This window comes from Mucilaginibacter sp. P4_C11 (genome assembly GCF_056402115.1).
On the sequence record NZ_JBFUIA010000007.1, the window covers coordinates 159636 to 176274 of the forward strand.

At 43.7% G+C, this 16639-nt stretch carries 13 protein-coding genes and 4 tRNA genes; 8 read left to right on the forward strand and 9 right to left on the reverse strand.

The window, feature by feature from the left end; all coding sequences use genetic code 11:
* Positions 1-21: 21 nt before the first annotated feature.
* Positions 22-972, reverse strand: coding sequence for a helix-turn-helix transcriptional regulator (locus tag AC1DU2_RS08645; RefSeq protein WP_477383748.1), 951 nt, complete (start codon positions 970-972; stop codon positions 22-24).
* Between the two features lie 131 nt (positions 973-1103).
* Between AC1DU2_RS08645 and AC1DU2_RS08650 the strand changes: the two genes are divergently transcribed.
* The 3 genes from AC1DU2_RS08650 (at position 1104) to AC1DU2_RS08660 (ending at position 4883) form a co-directional block, all read left to right on the forward strand.
* Positions 1104-3170 carry a TonB-dependent receptor plug domain-containing protein gene (locus tag AC1DU2_RS08650; protein WP_477383749.1) on the forward strand — a complete coding sequence of 689 codons (2067 nt, stop codon included), beginning with the start codon at positions 1104-1106 and terminating at the stop codon, positions 3168-3170.
* A gap of 36 nt (positions 3171-3206) precedes the next feature.
* On the forward strand, positions 3207-3815 hold the full coding sequence (locus AC1DU2_RS08655; protein ID WP_477383750.1) for an HmuY family protein: 609 nt from the start codon (positions 3207-3209) through the stop codon (positions 3813-3815).
* A 144-nt stretch (positions 3816-3959) separates the two neighbouring features.
* Complete coding sequence (locus AC1DU2_RS08660) at positions 3960-4883, forward strand: DUF6607 family protein (RefSeq protein ID WP_477383751.1); 924 nt, start codon at positions 3960-3962, stop codon at positions 4881-4883.
* Positions 4884-5036: 153 nt separating this feature from the next.
* Here AC1DU2_RS08660 and AC1DU2_RS08665 read toward each other — a convergent pair whose 3' ends face one another.
* From AC1DU2_RS08665 to AC1DU2_RS08695, 7 genes are all read right to left on the reverse strand, one after another.
* Positions 5037-5825 carry an HAD-IIA family hydrolase gene (locus AC1DU2_RS08665; RefSeq protein WP_477359811.1) on the reverse strand — a complete coding sequence of 263 codons (789 nt, stop codon included), beginning with the start codon at positions 5823-5825 and terminating at the stop codon, positions 5037-5039.
* 246 nt (positions 5826-6071) lie between these two features.
* On the reverse strand, positions 6072-6623 hold the full coding sequence (locus AC1DU2_RS08670) for a 2OG-Fe(II) oxygenase (RefSeq protein ID WP_477383752.1): 552 nt from the start codon (positions 6621-6623) through the stop codon (positions 6072-6074).
* Between the two features lie 239 nt (positions 6624-6862).
* Positions 6863-8158: a type II toxin-antitoxin system HipA family toxin gene (locus AC1DU2_RS08675; RefSeq protein WP_477383753.1), complete on the reverse strand. Its 1296-nt coding sequence runs from the start codon at positions 8156-8158 to the stop codon at positions 6863-6865.
* The gene (locus tag AC1DU2_RS08680; RefSeq protein WP_477359805.1) at positions 8158-8505 is read right to left on the reverse strand and encodes a helix-turn-helix domain-containing protein; all 348 of its coding nucleotides are present in this window, start codon (positions 8503-8505) and stop codon (positions 8158-8160) included. The genes AC1DU2_RS08675 and AC1DU2_RS08680 overlap by 1 nt, the downstream gene beginning before the upstream one ends.
* Before the next feature lie 466 nt (positions 8506-8971).
* A tRNA-Lys gene (locus AC1DU2_RS08685) sits at positions 8972-9044 on the reverse strand.
* 96 nt (positions 9045-9140) lie between these two features.
* A tRNA-Lys gene (locus tag AC1DU2_RS08690) sits at positions 9141-9213 on the reverse strand.
* Positions 9214-9348: 135 nt separating this feature from the next.
* Positions 9349-10356 carry a WD40/YVTN/BNR-like repeat-containing protein gene (locus AC1DU2_RS08695; protein WP_477383754.1) on the reverse strand — a complete coding sequence of 336 codons (1008 nt, stop codon included), beginning with the start codon at positions 10354-10356 and terminating at the stop codon, positions 9349-9351.
* A gap of 116 nt (positions 10357-10472) precedes the next feature.
* Between AC1DU2_RS08695 and AC1DU2_RS08700 the strand changes: the two genes are divergently transcribed.
* The 4 genes from AC1DU2_RS08700 to AC1DU2_RS08715 all read left to right on the forward strand — a co-directional run bounded on the left by AC1DU2_RS08700 (position 10473) and on the right by AC1DU2_RS08715 (position 12121).
* Positions 10473-10556 (forward strand) — tRNA-Leu (locus tag AC1DU2_RS08700).
* Positions 10557-10642: 86 nt separating this feature from the next.
* A tRNA-Leu gene (locus tag AC1DU2_RS08705) sits at positions 10643-10726 on the forward strand.
* 106 nt (positions 10727-10832) lie between these two features.
* Positions 10833-11768, forward strand: coding sequence for an alpha/beta hydrolase fold domain-containing protein (locus tag AC1DU2_RS08710; RefSeq protein ID WP_477383755.1), 936 nt, complete (start codon positions 10833-10835; stop codon positions 11766-11768).
* Between the two features lie 62 nt (positions 11769-11830).
* A complete protein-coding gene (locus AC1DU2_RS08715) occupies positions 11831-12121 on the forward strand; it encodes a hypothetical protein (protein ID WP_477383756.1) in 291 nt (96 codons plus the stop codon).
* A 49-nt stretch (positions 12122-12170) separates the two neighbouring features.
* On the opposite strand, the gene AC1DU2_RS08720 is transcribed toward AC1DU2_RS08715, so the two are convergent.
* Positions 12171-12536, reverse strand: a complete 366-nt coding sequence (locus tag AC1DU2_RS08720; RefSeq protein ID WP_477383757.1) for a SnoaL-like domain-containing protein — start codon at positions 12534-12536, stop codon at positions 12171-12173.
* A 562-nt stretch (positions 12537-13098) separates the two neighbouring features.
* Between AC1DU2_RS08720 and smc the strand changes: the two genes are divergently transcribed.
* Positions 13099-16638, forward strand: coding sequence for a chromosome segregation protein SMC (smc, locus tag AC1DU2_RS08725; RefSeq protein WP_477383758.1), 3540 nt, complete (start codon positions 13099-13101; stop codon positions 16636-16638).
* The last annotated feature ends 1 nt before the right edge of the window (position 16639 follow it).

Genomic DNA, 16639 nt, shown 5'->3' on the forward strand with positions numbered 1-16639 from the left:
CAATATATGTCGCCTCCATTTTTACTCAACCAGCGACAACATAAAAACAAACAGTCCTAAAAGCTTATTAATTTTACTGGGCAGGTAACCAAATTTTTTTTTGAATGCCGTAGTAAAATGATGAGCGTTTTTATACCCTACCTCAAAAGCAACCTCCCTTACCGGTTTCCCGTTTTTTAAAAGACGTTTCGCTTTATCCATCCGCAAATCATATAAATAGCCAAAAACCGTTGTCCCAACAACTTCCTTAAATCCTTTTTTCAGTTTAAAATCATTGAGGCCTACTTTATGCGCCAGTTCGATAAGCGAACAGGGGTTTAGCAGATTTCCTTCCACTATGGTTTTAGCCTGGTTAATGCGCTCCAGGTCATGCATTTTCAAAAACGAGCTGGCCGGCTGGCTTGCTAAAGCCGCTATTTGTTCCAATTCAAGGAAAAGTAATTCCAATGCCTTCGCTTCAAAATAAATATGATGGTTCCCCCTTCTATCAATATTAAGCATTATATCCCGGATAGCCTGGCTCATTTGCAGGGTGGTTGGCCTGCTTGCTTGCAATAACTCCAACTGCCCGGGGTCCAATACTCCCGGCATGCTCTTTTTTAAACTATCGCCCAGGAAACAAACAACGAAGAGCAACAAGTTACCTTGAAGGGTTGCCTTAAATTTTAGATGGCCGGGCGATAAAAGGCAACAATGTTCTGCTTCACAAAATGTAAGGTGCGCTAAACCCGGTTGGGATTGTCCTGATAAAGTAAAGGCTATCATCAGGCATTGGGTGTTAATCTCCACAGTAACCGGGCATGGTTTATTGCCATCGAAATCGATCACAAAGAAGCGGATATTGGGTAACTCTGTAGTTATTATACTTACGCACCCCCAGTTCCCGGTTTGATTAAATACAACTTTATCAGTTAAAAGAGCATTGAAATGATAAACATAATTATCCGATAAGGCAGCAGTAATCCTGATCATTATTAATCCGTATAGCGTTTATTAAAATCCCGCTGGCGTTATCGTGCACCCGAGAAATCATCCAAATTTGCATCATTATTTTTAATTAGTCTAAATAAATGCAAATAAAATATATCCTTTACGTTTTAGTTATGCCAATTACATTAAATATAGCTTATGCACAAAGGCCAGATACATTAAAAAATGATACAGCAAATATTAAGCAGCTTAAAGAAGTGGTGGTTACCGGAACCCGCACCCAAAAAAGCCTGCAACAGGTGCCCATCCCAATTACCCGCATTACAGCTGATGAGATAAAAAAGAAAGGCCTGGTACGGCTGAACGAGATTTTGGCCGAGCAAACCGGGATGACCATTTTAGATGACCCGCATGGGCAAGGCATACAAATTCAGGGCTTTGACCCAGCCTATACCATGATTTTGATAGACGGGCTACCCTTAATTGGCCGCAATACAGGTATCCTGGAGCTTTCCAGAATCACCATTAATAATATTGACCGGATTGAAATTGTAAAAGGCCCAACATCTTCCCTGTACGGCAGTGAAGCGATGGCCGGGGTTGTAAATATCATTACTGCCGACCCGGTAAAGGGAATATCGGGTGGGACGGCGACCCGGTACGGCACCAATAATACCGCAGATGTTAGCTTAAATTCGGCCTATAAAAATAACAGGTTCTACATTTCGGGCTTCGCCAACCGTTATAGCAGCGGCGGTTATACATTACAGCCTTCATCGGGTCTGCCTACAGTTTCGCCATTCGCGGGCTATACGCTTAATGGCAAATCATCTTATAAAATAGATGACAAAACAACCGTTAACCTTTCGGTAAGATATTATACCAATGATCAGGATAGCAGGTACCTTGTTGATAACCGCTATGCGGGCGGAACGGGTACCGAAAAAGATTTTAACATAGCACCGGTAATCACCCATCGCTTTACCGGTAAGCTACTATCTACCTTACAATTTTACCGCTCAACCTATAAAACCAAATCGGATGTCAGGTATGAGGATGACGGGTCTATATATGACCAAACCTATTTTAACCAGGCCTTTAACCGTGCCGAATTACAAAATGATTATGCGTTAAAGGATAACCTGAAACTAACCGCAGGGGCGGGTGGCCAGTATGAAACGGTTGAGGCTACACGCTACACCAAACTACAATCGTTCACATCCGGGTATGGCTACTTCCAGGCCGACTGGCTACCGGTAAAAAAGCTGGATATTATTGCCGGAGGCAGGTATGATGTGCACAGCGTTTATAAATCGCAGTTAAGCCCAAAACTGGCGGCAAGCTATGCGCTTAGTCCAAAATTTACGGTGTTAGGGTCGGTTGGTAAAGGTTATAAGGCCCCCGACTTTCGCCAGCTTTATTTAAACTTTACCAATGCCGAAGTTGGTTACAGTGTTTTTGGTTACGAAGAAGCAGGCGCAGGTATACAGCGCTTACAGCAGGCCGGCCAAATTGAAACCATATTGATTGATGCCGCCACACTGAAAAGGTTAAATGCCGAAAGTTCCACCGCTTTTAACTTGGGTTACCGGTACAAACCCACAGCAAAACTCTATTGGACAGCCAACCTATTCCGCAACAATATTACCAACCTGATAGAAACAGCAGTTATAGCCATAAAAACCAATGGCCAATCTGTTTTCTCTTACTTCAACCTCAATAAAGTGTACACGCAGGGTGCTGAAACCGACCTGAGCTACCAGGTATTCAAGTCGCTGCAGGTGGCAGGTGGTTTTCAATACCTGGAAGCATATGACCAGGAGGTTTTGGATCAGATAGCCGCGGGCAAGGTTTTTACCAAGGCCCCCGAAACCAATCTTACCAGGGTTATTAAAAGAAGCGACTATGGAGGGTTGCTCGGCCGGTCAAAATACACGTACAATATTCGTGTAAACTACCAGGAAAATAAAACTGGTATCAATGCCTCTATAAGGGCAATCTATCGCGGCAGATACGGCTATAAGGACACCGATGGAAACGGCATTGTAAACCGCGATGACGAGTACACCAAAGGATATGTGCTGGTTAACGCATCGCTATCCAAACCTTTACTAAAAGATGCCATCAGGGTACAGCTTACGGCCCAAAACCTGCTGAATTATAAAGACAGCCAGGTTATACTTAACCTGCCGGGCAGGCTTATCTACGCCGGGATAGCCTATAATTTCATTAAAAAATAACACACAAATTAAATAACTATTCAAACAATAAAACACATGAACAAATTTGCAACTTTATCATTGGCATTAAGCAGCGCTATCATTTTACTGGTATCATCATGCAGTAAAAACAGCGATGACGTTACTCCTGTAGTAAGTAAACTCAGCACAAAAACAGTTACCGATCTTGACGGCTCAACAACTAACGTTTATTACAGCCTTTCAACCGGTGCTCAAATTACCGGTGCCGATACGGCCACTACCAAATGGGATATCAAATTTAAGGGGACAAGCATATTTATAAACGGCGGTACATCAGGCACCGGAACTACCCAGGCCCAAATAGTAAGCAGCACTTTTGAAACTTTGGCTACCGCGCCAACGGCCGGTTATAAAACAGATGCAACGGGTACACCAGCCATATCGGGATGGTACACTTATACAGCCACCACCGAGCCGCAGCATGCCATTCTTACCGTGCCAGGGAAGATCATTGTGATTAAAACATCGGCGGGTAACTATGGCAAGATTGAAATGATAAGCTATTACAAGGGCAACCCAAACACAACAACTGCCGAATTTGCCAACCTGGCCACCAGGTCAGCATCGCGCTATTATACCTTCCGCTTTGCTTACCAGGGCGATGGTACAACCAGCTTACAATAGCTACTGAACAGGTTATTAAGTCTGAAGTACAGCTTTGTGATTTTTGACTTAAAACCCGATATTTTCGACTATGGGCTATCCATCGCCCCGCTGTTGATACTACATTGATTACAAAAGAAACAAATAAGAGCACTTCAAATTATCATGAAAAAACAAATATGTTTGACACTTGGCCTGCTGGTTATAGCTACAGCGGCCCTGTATGCGCAATCAAAAACAGACCAGGACCGCGCGGCCATCCGTTCGCTCGGCGGCTTCTATAAAGTAACATTCGACTATGCAGAAACTTTTGCGCCCGATACCGCTTACAAAAACCATCCTAAATATCATTCATCCGGTTATGAATGGGCAGTGGTTGAGGAAGATTCGCCAAAAAAAATTGTGATCCAGCATATATTGGTTACCGGTGATACATCGGTAATTAAGCATTGGCGCGAGGATTGGGTTTATGAAGAAAATAACCTGGTAACGTTTGACAAGGATAATACATGGAAACAAATGGGCTTAAAACCAGCCGAAGTAAAAGGCCGCTGGGTACAAAAAGTATTCCAGGTTGATGACAGCCCCCGTTATGAAAGCATAGGGACGTGGGTACACGTTGATGGCAGGCATGAATGGCACAGCGAATGTGATGCCCCCCTGCCCCGCCGCGAGTTTACCAAGCGCAGCGATTATAATGTACTCAGGAGGGGAAATCGGATTTACCTGACAGCTAAGGGCTGGATGTTTGAGCAGGATAACCAAAAAGTTATCCGCTCGGCCACAGAAGATAAATTATTGGCACGCGAAAAGGGCTACGAGGAATTTACCAAAGCGGATGAAAGCAAATTTATTTATGCCAAAAGCTGGTGGAAAACCCGGAAGTCTTACTGGACATCTGTTCGGCAGGTTTGGGACGATGTTTATACGCAACACGCCCAGGTAAAGCTAAAAGGGAAAACCGATGGAAAGCTGCTATACGAAAGGCTTTTTAACCTGGCCGATCAGTCTGCAAAAGGACAATGGAATACTGCCAAAAATAAAACAGAAATCAGTAAAGTGATTGAAATTTATTTAGCGGCTAATTAACAAACAAAGTCCTGCACTTGCCGCCAATTCTCACGGGAAAAGCGGTAAGGCAGGCACTAATTTGTCAAACCCGGCGCATCAGCGACCTTTAATGCTAAGTCACGACGCGCCAGGTTACTTTAGCCTTCATCCCTCATATCAACCAGGGAATATTCAAGCAGGAACTTTATCCCACCATTTTAACGGGAATTTGATTTCATCTACCGAACTTGCAACCATATCCGGCTTAAATGCATAATGCGCAAGCCTGTCTTTAGTTGATATCCCCGACAAAACCAGGATGGTTTTATACCCCATTTGCACGCCTCCCTGTATATCAGTTTCCATGGTATCGCCTATAACAGTGGTTTCGGCTGTTTCCAACCCCAGGAATTTACGGGCCGATCGCATCATTACCGGGCTTGGTTTGCCGGTAACAAAAGCCTTTCGGCCTGTGGCTTCTTCAATCATCGCGGTAGTTGCTGCAATGCCTAAATTGTTCCATCCCGGTTTTTTGGGGGAGGGGTCGCGGTTTGTGGTGATAAATTTGGCGCCCGCCAAAATCATATCAACCGCACGCTGAACCATCTCCAGCGTAAAATTGCGACCTTCGCCCAAAACAACAAATTCCGGATCGGTATTTACCAGCGTAATGCCATTTTCATGCAGGCTGGTTAGTAAACCACCCTCGCCTAAAACATAGGCAGTGCCATTGGGGCTCTGATCGCCCAAAAACTTTCCGGTAGCCATAGCACTGGTATAAACATGCTTGTCCTGAACCTCAATACCCAAACCTTTTAATTTACGTACAACTTCCAGGCTTGTTCGCTGGCTGTTATTGGTCATAAATGCAAAAGGGATATCGCTGTCAATTAAATATTTGATAAATTTATCCGCCCCGTATATCAGTTCCTCGCCGCTATAGATAACACCATCCATATCGATTAAAAGTCCTTGTTTCATAGTATATTTTTTAAATTATAAGTTGTAAGAAGACTCCCTTCTATATATTCAAATATACGATATTAATAACAAAATTGATTTTTTATTAAAAATATCATAATAATTTTATTTATTTATTAACAATTTATTAATACACATAGACTTTAGAAAAGCATTCCAACATATATTGGGCCTTCAATTTCTGAAGAATTTGTGATATAGGTTAATTGCATGCCAGGCTTGTTTTTCTGGCTTAATAATTACGTTTTATTCTTCCAGGCGAAACATGATGTCGGTACGTAAAACATACTTTATACCATTAATCACCGGCTTGCCTTCGTGTTCTAAATTATGTAAGAAAACGAGCGCTAACCCTTTTTTGGGTTGAATAACCTGGTTGCCGAAATTCGTCTCACCTCCCTCATAATTCTCATTTAAATAAATCATAAAGGTATAGTAGCTTGCCTCGCCATCACTTCTGATGTAACTTTGATCTCTGTGGCGCTTAAATTCCTGACCGGGCTGGTACTTATAAAATCTAAAAAGTTCATTTAATCCAACGGCTTTGCCATACCCAATTTGGTTAGGCGCAAATGACTTTAGTTGTTGCCAAAGTATGCCGGCAAGCTCATGGTCTTTATAAATAACCCTATTGTTATTACGAACCGTGGTAACAACTTTTTGTCCGCTCCCTGTTTCAATGGTTGCGGGCTCGTACCCGATGGCCTCACTTTTAAAAATAAAGTCATCACAGGCTTCCGGCGTCCAAAAATCTTCAATTATGAAAATATCACTTGTCAGAACACGGAGTTGCATCATGTGTAGGTTTAATTTCAGCTTACCCTTTAAGGTTTATGGCAGCCTCTTCGATATTCAAATATAGCATAAAAGTTTATGGGAACTTTACCTTTTAGCCCCAGCCTGCTGTGCAGCATCGAAGGGTGGGATCGGACTTAGAGTTGTTCCTGAGGTGGAACGGAGAAAACGAACATTGCGGATGGATAAAGTGAATCAGGTATTGTTTGCAGCCCGAAATTGAACCCCATCTCCAGCATAAATCATAATAATTTAACAAATGTTTGAGCTATCGCATCTTGCATGTCTGTTTTCACATTATACTGACTGGAATATTTAGGCCAGGATTTTAAAATATCCTCTACCTGCCTGATGATCTCATCGGCTTTTTTGATATTCATTTGTTTGGCTACCTGTAACAGGTCATTGCGGTTAATGCCTTGCCGCTTACCATTGACGCTTAAGGATTGCTGACTAACCCACGGACTATCGGGCCGATAGGCGTGGCATACGTCATAGGCCGGGGCTAACGCCCACTGACCTGTTTGGTCCATCATAAAAGCGAAGTTTTTAGTGTGGTCGTCACAATTACGCGCCAATATATTGAACACCATCCTGCGGTACATTTGCTCTGCCTGAGGATAATCCAGGCGCAAGGAACGCATGGTTTGGAACAATTGTTCGTAGCTGTACGAACCGACATTATTGAAATCAAAATGCTGTATAGCGCAAAACGTCTGCACATGGATCTTCCTCTTTTCGGGTACCCGGTCAAATCGCCTGGTCATAAAATGTGCACGGTCATGTTCTTCCAGCAGACGGCACTCCGTCATTGTGATGCCGCAGTCCACGGCCATCATGTGATAAGCCATTTCTACACGGCCATACTCCCGTGACGTACCGAATTGTGCATCATGCACACCGTCAAATTTGATAAGCCATTGGGTAAAACCTTTAGGAGTTTCTGCCTGGCCGCTTCTAACTTCGCCTGTTTTGGGATTATAAGCGATAACCGCTTTTGCGCGGGCACCACCTGCAGAGGTTCCAATCTTCAAAATATCCAGTAATCCTTTTTCTTCGTCAGCCGATAGATCGGTATGAAAGTCTTTTCGTCCCGATAAAATGGCCTCGGAGATTTCTACCAAACTATCTACTTCCAGTTTGGTAGATATATTTCTACCTTTCGGCACCACGGGTTCAAATTCCAGCGCACCCATTCCACGCTGGCCAATGAAGCACAACATTTCTATCGGGTTCATGCTATCCGCAGCACGGCCGGCCCTGGCAAGCCAGGTATTGATCAGCGTATTTCCGTAACGGTCCGGCAACACATCGGCTAACAATCCGGGCAGGCCTTTAAACGTTTGGTTATCCCTTAATTCAGTAAAAGAATAGATTCTGCCACCAGCCGCGCTGATCGGCATTTTTAGCGGGGCGATGTCCAGGCCCGAACGAAGAAAGCCAGGTTCGTATTCAAAGTCTGCTATGCCGGTATCTGCGTTCCAGGCTATGGCGCCCACGCGTTCGCCCCAAAGATTAATAAATGCGCTGTTGATCATTACCAGTTAACTTTGGGGTTTTTATCCTGAACATCTTTATTTCTTGCTCTTTGGCGTCTTTGCTGTTCCAGCTTAGCAACTTGCAAGGGACTTATTTTATGTTCCACTTCAAACGCACTCAAGACGGGCAATTGCTCCAGGACACGTAAGATCTGAAGGAGCGATAGTAAGGTTCCACCATTTCCTTTTTCAATCTGACCTACAGTGGAACGGTTAATACCGGCTGCCTCTGCAACTTGTTGCTGGGTTTTATTTTGTTGTAAACGGGTATCTTGTATGAATTGCCCGATGATATTTAAAAGTCCATGGTCGCTTGTAGCGAACCATTCTGTGCTTGTTTTTTTCATCACTAAGGCTTTAAAACAGGTTAATGATTCTTTATTCCAACAAAGTTAACAAGAATTAACAACAATTATTCGATACTAATTAATAATGATCACTTATTCCATCATTAAATTATATTTATTCAGTTAATGATGACTTTTATCAGCATGAGAAGAATAATTTCCGATTACTGCATTTTAGCTACGCTACAAAAGCATCCGCTTTCTGAAACTCCCCGGCGGCAGGCTGCCGCCCGCCCGAGGAACGCCCCCTGCTTTCTTACTGATCCGATTTTTGGCGAAAACAGGGGCCGATATAGCATATATGGCTTGTTAAAACCAATTACTTTTCTCCCCAACACCTGTAATTAATTGTTTAAAAGTGCATTTTTTGTTTAAAAAACGTACTTTTAAACAAAAAAAGAGCCTCTTTTTCAAGAGGCTCTTACTTCAAAAAACGAAAGCAAACCCTGGTATTTTGTTTACTCTGTGATCCCGCTGGGATTCGAACCCAGGACCCCAACATTAAAAGTGTTATGCTCTACCAGCTGAGCTACGGAATCATTACTTTTTCAACTTTTTCGGTACTGCTACCGTTTCGGTTCTAAGCGATTCATTATGGTTTTAAATAAGAAAAGCCTTCTTTCAAAGGCTTTTCGTGATCCCGCTGGGATTCGAACCCAGGACCCCAACATTAAAAGTGTTATGCTCTACCAGCTGAGCTACGGAATCATTACTTTTCAACTTTTCCGATACTGCTACCGTTCCCGTTTAAAGTGGTGCAAATATAGGGCGATTAATAATACGATGCAAGTGCTAATTGCAATTAATTGTAAAGTATTTGTTAAGCTATTAATTGCCAATAAACTACATTTTAAATACGGCTATTTTACCCCTGTCGCCGGCCAATAAAACCAGTTTTCCATGTTTAGCTCTGCGGCAAACATTAAAGCTGGTGTTATCAATTTTTTTCCAGGACTCGCCGTAGGCTGCCGACAAGCTGGTGCCAGATGTCCCGGTGGATAAATATGTCCGCCCTTGTATGCGCTCCACACACGACTGAAACCCAGTAACACCTGCCGGTAAAACCTTGTAGGCGTTGCTTTTTTTGTCGTACTTACAAATTACAGAATCCGTGACTTTATCTTTTGAATAGTTACCCCCTACTGCTACCAGCAAATCATCAGATATGGAAAAAGAGCCTTTACTGCCCGCATTTTGTGCCAGCGGTAAACTTTTTGTTTGCCATTGTGGCTTATCGCAATTACACAATTGTAAAAAACGGGCCACCATGCCGCCGCTTGCTATAACCACACCCAAATCTTTATTAACCCTTAAACAGGTACCGCTTGCTGCAAAGGCCGCTTCGCCGGGTAAGGCATCGGGCGTGTTTTGCATCTCGGACCAGGTTTCGCCGCCATCTTTGGTTTCCATCAGCAGGAACTTATTTTTTATAGGGTCGCCTAAAATATAGCCGTGTTTGGCATCGGCAAAATCCATGGCATCAAAAAAATATATACTATCGGTTTTACGGCATTTTTCCTGCCAGGTTTTACCGCCGTCGGTAGTCTTTAAAACCAGCGCCGGAGTGCCCGAGCTCATGATTACGGCCTCTTTATCATTAAATGCTTCAATGTCCCTAAAATCGGCTTTTTCATAGCCGGCAACCTGCTGCCAGGCCCAGGTTGTGCCGCTATCGGTAGTAATGGCTATGTGGCCTTTGCTGCCGCTTATCCAGGCGGTTTTATCATCAACAACCGATAAACCGCGAATACTGGTTGGCTTATCCTGCTGTAAAATGGTGATGGTTTGCGCTGCCGAAATAAAGGGCGTAAACAGTAAAACTGTGATTATTAGCTGGTAAAAACGTTTCATGAAGCCTAAATTAAGCCTAAACCGGGCAAGTAACAACTACCCGCCAATTTTTTAATTTATTATAATGCTTTTTGACGGAAACGTTTATATTTGCACGCTTGTTAATAAAACAACAGGCCCGGATGGCGAAATTGGTAAACGTTGCGGTCTCAGAAGCCGTTGAGAATTGTCTCTTGAGAGTTCGAGTCTCTCTTCGGGCACGCCGGAAATGAAGTTGAAAGTCTTAAGTCTACAGTCTAAAGTGAAACACTTAAGGCTTAGAACTTAAGACTTTAAACTTAAAAATGCCCAGGTGGCGAAATTGGTAGACGCACCATCTTGAGGGGGTGGCATTCGTAAGGATGTACGAGTTCGAATCTCGTTCTGGGCACTTCGCAAAAATTCAAAATCATTCACTTCACAACCCCAGGTTATAACAAGCTCTCCTGCAAACATCTGTTGATATTGGTTGTACCGTATATACGTTAAACAAGCAGATGTATAAATACGCCCTATCTATATTCATAACCATAGCTGCCGCCTGCAACCTGCTGGCGCAAAACCAGTCTATCCATCCATATAAAGATCATGTTTTCCCTAATGTAGCTATAACGGAAAACTTAACTTATAATCCTGGTTCAAAGCCTGCCGACGCTATTTCATACCTCTTCGATCTATATCAGCCCAAAGGCGACCATTCTACCGCACAGCCTTTAGTTATCTGGATGCATGGTGGTGGTTTTAAATACGGCTCGAAAACTGCCCGGGGTATCAAACTATGGAGTACTGATTTTGCCCAACGCGGTTATGTATGCGCGGCCATTAACTACCGCCTAAGCAAAAACAACCCTGTATTTCATTTTGATGAATTGCAAAAAAGCTGTTATTACGCCGTACAGGATGTAAAAACAGCCATAGCTTATTTTAAACAGCACCATGCCGAATACCATATCGACACCAACAAAATAATTCTTGCCGGTAACTCGGCGGGCGGCATAATAGCCTTGCAAGCCGCTTATAGCAGCAATGCCGAACTATCAAGACGTACAGGCGTAGTTGACTCGACAGCCTTGCTTAAACCCGACGACAAAGCCAAAATTGCCGGCATCATTAACTTTTGGGGAGGCATTCTTGACATCCGCTGGTTAAAAAACGCGCGGGTACCTATTGTAAGCGCCTATGGCTCGCACGACCATATTTTAAACCCCATACAGGTTGATACCGGGATGTATGGCAGTATCACTATCCATCATAAGGCAGATGACCTGCATATAAAAAACAACATAAAAGTATTTGAAGGTTTTGGCCACGAGTTGCAACGGCATTTCAACCCTTTGTTTGATGCCGGTAAACCCACGCAAAAAAGATGGCTTGAGGCAGCACAGTTTGCGGCCGATTTCTACTACGAAATATTATTTAAGAAACCAGAGTAAACAATTGTTGTTTTTTGTAGTTATAATGTTGAATTTGTTTTGATCCAATTAATTACAAGTACATGAAAGTCACAAAAATTATAACAATTGCAACCATAGCGCTCATGAGCTTTGAGGCTTTTGACGCCACCGCCGAAGCACTACCGGTTGTTGAAGCAACATCTGTTTTACAGATCAAGCTTCCGCCTCCGCCGCCAAGGCCACCTGCACCGCCAAATCCGTTCAGGAGGCGTCACAGGCGCATTCACAGGCATCGCAGGTTGCATATAAAATTGCCGCCGCGTCCGCCTGCACCGCCAAATCCATTACATTTGCCAACACCGCCGCGTCCGCATTTGCCGCCGCGTCCATAATTTAAAAAGCCCTCCCGACAGTACGTCCGGAGGGCTTTTATATTCAGGTTTATTGGGGCAGGCTATAAAAAAACGATTCGGTTACAATTTTGCCGTCTTTTACTTCATACACACAAACTTCGTTCATCGTACTGCGGCCCTGCCCTTTATAGGTTACATCCATATCCATGGTAACCGAAAAAAAGTTACCACTTACAATTGGGTCAGATACCTGGCCGCTGTGAACCTCTTCAACCATATCATACCATTGCTGGTTTTTGGCTATCGCAGCCTCCTTCCCCTCCGAAAGTTCCATGTGCGAGCCTTTTGGTTCATGGCTTACTACATCATCAGCATACAGCTCGCTTATCGCGTCTAAATTTTTGCCTTCGCGGCAAAGCTCAACTAATTTTTCGGCTACTTCCTGTGTATTCATCTCAATTGGTTTTATTGGTTATTGTTGCATAAAGTTACTCAGTAATATAAAAAACACAGCATTATTTGTTTTAAGTTTAGGTTAAGCTTTATTCAAGCTCTGGGGCGGAAAATACAAAATCGAACAAGGACCTATAACTTCGGTTCTTACTACTCAGACGTGTTTCGGTTCAAATAAACATCGGCTTTGAACGCTGGCTACTACTCACCCCGGCTACGCTGCGCTGGCCGACCCTCTCTCCGGCAGAAGCCGCAAAGAGGGTGAAGCTTATTTTTTTGCCCCTCTATGCGACGCAGTCGGAGAGAGGGGTGACGCCCCGATATTTATCGGGGTCGTCGGGGTGAGTCGAATCGCCGCAATGCGATAAACGTAATTCCTCCTTCCGCGTTTCGCCAAATTTCACCATTACCCAAAACTGAAATAACAAAACAAAACGCGTTAACCTTTCACCCTTTACCTTTCGCCTTTAACCTCCTCCCCCTTTCCCAAAAAAAGTTTAATAAACTCAATTTTTTATGATTACTTTGAAGGTTAAATTTTTGCAAGGGATACAACAAATTAAATGCAGCTTACCCGCTTAGAAATCAAGGGCTTTAAGAGTTTTGGAGATAAGATCACCATTAATTTTAATGAGGGTGTAACTGCTATTGTAGGGCCCAACGGCTGCGGTAAATCAAACGTTGTCGACTCCATCCGCTGGGTATTGGGCGAACAAAGCACTAAGATGCTCCGATCGGAGAAGATGGACAACGTAATATTTAACGGCACCAAAACCCGCAAAGCAGCCAACCTTGCCGAAGTTTCCCTCACTTTTGATAACACCAAAAACGTACTGCCTACAGATTATTCGCAGGTTACCCTTACCCGCAAGCTTTACCGCACCGGCGAAAGCGAGTACCGGTTGAATGATGTACAGTGTCGTTTAAAGGATATTACCGATCTTTTCCTGGATACGGGTATCGGCTCAGATTCGTACTCTATTATCGAGCTTCGGATGATTGACGAGATCATTACCAACAAAGAAGGCTCTCGCCGTAATTTGTTCGAGGAAGCATCCGGCATCTCTAAGTACAAACTGCGCAAAAAGCAAACTTTTAACAAGCTTAAAGATACCGAGGCCGATTTGGAGCGTGTGGAGGACCTGCTTTTCGAGATTGAAAAGAACCTGAAAACACTGGAAAACCAGGCAAAAAAAACCGAGCGCTATTACCGGATAAAGGATCAGTATAAATCGCTGAGCATTATGTTGGCCTCGTTCCGCATCGTGTCGTTCAGCGAATCGTTGGCAAAAATTCAGGACCAGGAGCAAAAGCAAAAAGCGGATAAGGGCGGCATTGTTGCCCAGATAGATACTTTGGAGGCAGCCCTGCAACAACAAAAGCTGGATAGCATCACCAAAGAGAAGAACCTATCGGTACAGCAAAAAACCACCAACGAATTTGTATCCAAGATTCGCTCGTACGAAAGCGAGAAAAAGATCAAAAACGAGCAGCTAAAATTTCAGCAGGATAAAGAAGCGCGCTTAACCGAGGAACTGGACAAAGATAAAAACCAGTTAAACCACGTTTTTTATAACATCAAACGTCTTTCGGAAGAAAAGGCGCTGGAGGATGAAAACCTGCAAACCATTAAAACCCGCCTGGCCGATTTGAAAGAAGCAGTTGACGAGTTGCGCCTGCAGCAAACATCGGCCCGAAACGAACTTACCGAAATAACCGGTATCAATACCCGCCTGCAAAACCAGGCCTATAAGGCCGAAAAGGACATTGATATTCTGCAAATTCAGCAACAGGCGCTGGAGCAGGAAAGCCAGCGCAATATGGAAGATACCACCAATAAGGAGGTAGAACTTTCGCACTTTAACCAGGTAGTTGCCGAGCTGCAAAACCGTAAGGAAACGCTGGATTTTGATTACCTGCAATCCCTCGACTTTGAAAATAAATTAAAGGAGCAGATAGCCGAAACAGACAGCGAGCTAAGTTTGGTAAAAGATACTATAATTAAAGAAAGCCGCAAGCTGGATGCCAAGCAAAACGAGTACAACCTTACCAAAAGCATGGTGGATAACCTGGAAGGTTTCCCCGAGTCTATCCGCTTTTTAAAGAAAAATACCGACTGGGCCAAAAACGCTCCCCTGTTTAGTGACGTATTGTTTTGTAAAGAGGAATTCCGCGTAGCTATTGAAAACTACCTGGAGCCGCTGATGAACTATTACGTAGTTGAAAATTATGATGAAGCTATAAAGGCTATCCAGCTATTGAGCAATTCGTCACGCGGTAGGGCGCATTTCTTTATCCTTGAAAATTATAACGAGATAAACCCGACTAACCCTGCTTTTGAAAATGCGGGCGCGGTATCGGCCCTTAAGGTTATTGAGGTTGATAAACGCTACATTAACCTGTGTAACCACCTGCTAAAGGATGTATACCTGGTTGATGATGACAAAGACCAGCAAATTAACAACGCTGCCCTTCCCGATGGCGTTGTACTGATAGGTAAAAGTGGTAAATTCAACAAATCCAGGCATACCATGGCCGGCGGATCGGTTGGTTTGTTTGAGGGGAAAAGGATTGGGCGCGCCAAAAACCTGGAAAACCTGGCTAAAGAGATTAAGGGTATAGAAAACCTGGTTAACACGCAGAAAAGCAAATCTGACGAATTACAGAGTAGATTATCTGCCTTAAAATCATCAACCAAAAGTGCCGGGATTAATGAGCAGCAGATGATCATTAACCGGCTGGACACCGAACTGATCACGGTAAAAACCCGGCAGGAGCAGTACCAGACATTTATTGAAAACAGCCTTAACCGTAAGGATGATATAGCCCGCAAAATTGAAGGCATTAAAGCCGAAATGGAAGCGTTGCACCCGCAGCTGGCCGATTTAAAAGCCCAGAAGCAAATTCAAAGCGAACTACTTGTTGATAAACAGGTCGAATTTAACGAGCTGAACGAATATGTATCGGTACAATCAAACGCCTTTAACCAGGAGAATATCCGTTTTCACCAGCAGCAAAACAAGGTATCGGGCCTGGTAAAAGACCTGGAATACCGCGATAATCAGCAGGAAAACCTGGAGGCCCGCATTAAACAAAACAGTACCGAACTGGAAAAGGTAAAAATTGCCATACAGGACAACCTGAAACAATCTGATAACTCTGACGATGACCTGCTGGAGATGTACGAGCAGAAGGAAAACCTGGAGAAAGCCACTCAACAGGCCGAGCAGGAATACTACCAATGGCGTGGCCTCATAACCGAAAACGAAAACGAGATAACGGCCCTTCGCCGTAAAAAAGATAACCACGAGGTAATTGAAAATGAACTTCGTGATGAGCGTAATAACCTGAAGTTGGAACTAAACGCGCTTAAAGAACGCCTCTCGGTTGAGTTTAACATAGATATTGAAGACCTGCCAGAAACCGAAACGCCGGCCGAAAGCGAACAGGAGCTTCGCGAAAAGGCCGAGAAACTAAAAAAACAACTGGATGATTTCGGCGCTATTAACCCGATGGCGGTTGAGGCCTATAATGAGATGAATGAGCGTTACACCTTCATCCAGGCCCAAAAGAAGGACTTGAGCGAAGCTAAGGCATCGCTGCTGGCCACCATACAGGAGATTGATGATACCGCCAAAGAAAAATTCATGCATGCCTTTGTGATGGTGCGTGAAAACTTTATCAAAGTGTTCCGTTCGCTGTTTAATGATGAGGACTCATGCGATTTGATCCTGACTGATCCAAGTCATCYGCTTGAATCGGACATTGACATTATCGCGAAGCCAAAAGGTAAACGCCCGCTGTCTATCAACCAATTATCCGGAGGAGAAAAAACCCTTACGGCCACAGCCATACTCTTTTCCCTTTACCTGTTAAAACCAGCCCCATTCTGTATTTTTGATGAGGTTGATGCCCCATTGGATGATACCAATATTGATAAATTCAACAATATCATCCGCACCTTTTCAAAAGATTCGCAATTCATCATTGTATCGCACAATAAACGCACCATTGCCAGCACCGATGTTATTTATGGCGTAACCATGGTTGAGCAAGGGATATCGCGGGTAGTAGCTGTTGATTTGCGGGAACTGGCCGATTAAT

Coding starts and splice junctions, on each gene's coding strand:
- AC1DU2_RS08695 (WP_477383754.1), bottom strand. CDS start 10,356: ATGAAACGTTTTTACCAGCTAATAATCACAGTTTTACTGTTTACGCCC.
- AC1DU2_RS08720 (WP_477383757.1), bottom strand. CDS start 12,536: ATGAATACACAGGAAGTAGCCGAAAAATTAGTTGAGCTTTGCCGCGAA.
- AC1DU2_RS08710 (WP_477383755.1), top strand. CDS start 10,833: ATGTATAAATACGCCCTATCTATATTCATAACCATAGCTGCCGCCTGC.
- AC1DU2_RS08670 (WP_477383752.1), bottom strand. CDS start 6,623: ATGATGCAACTCCGTGTTCTGACAAGTGATATTTTCATAATTGAAGAT.
- AC1DU2_RS08645 (WP_477383748.1), bottom strand. CDS start 972: ATGATCAGGATTACTGCTGCCTTATCGGATAATTATGTTTATCATTTC.
- AC1DU2_RS08650 (WP_477383749.1), top strand. CDS start 1,104: ATGCCAATTACATTAAATATAGCTTATGCACAAAGGCCAGATACATTA.
- AC1DU2_RS08660 (WP_477383751.1), top strand. CDS start 3,960: ATGAAAAAACAAATATGTTTGACACTTGGCCTGCTGGTTATAGCTACA.
- AC1DU2_RS08655 (WP_477383750.1), top strand. CDS start 3,207: ATGAACAAATTTGCAACTTTATCATTGGCATTAAGCAGCGCTATCATT.
- AC1DU2_RS08665 (WP_477359811.1), bottom strand. CDS start 5,825: ATGAAACAAGGACTTTTAATCGATATGGATGGTGTTATCTATAGCGGC.
- AC1DU2_RS08680 (WP_477359805.1), bottom strand. CDS start 8,505: ATGAAAAAAACAAGCACAGAATGGTTCGCTACAAGCGACCATGGACTT.
- AC1DU2_RS08675 (WP_477383753.1), bottom strand. CDS start 8,158: ATGATCAACAGCGCATTTATTAATCTTTGGGGCGAACGCGTGGGCGCC.
- AC1DU2_RS08715 (WP_477383756.1), top strand. CDS start 11,831: ATGAAAGTCACAAAAATTATAACAATTGCAACCATAGCGCTCATGAGC.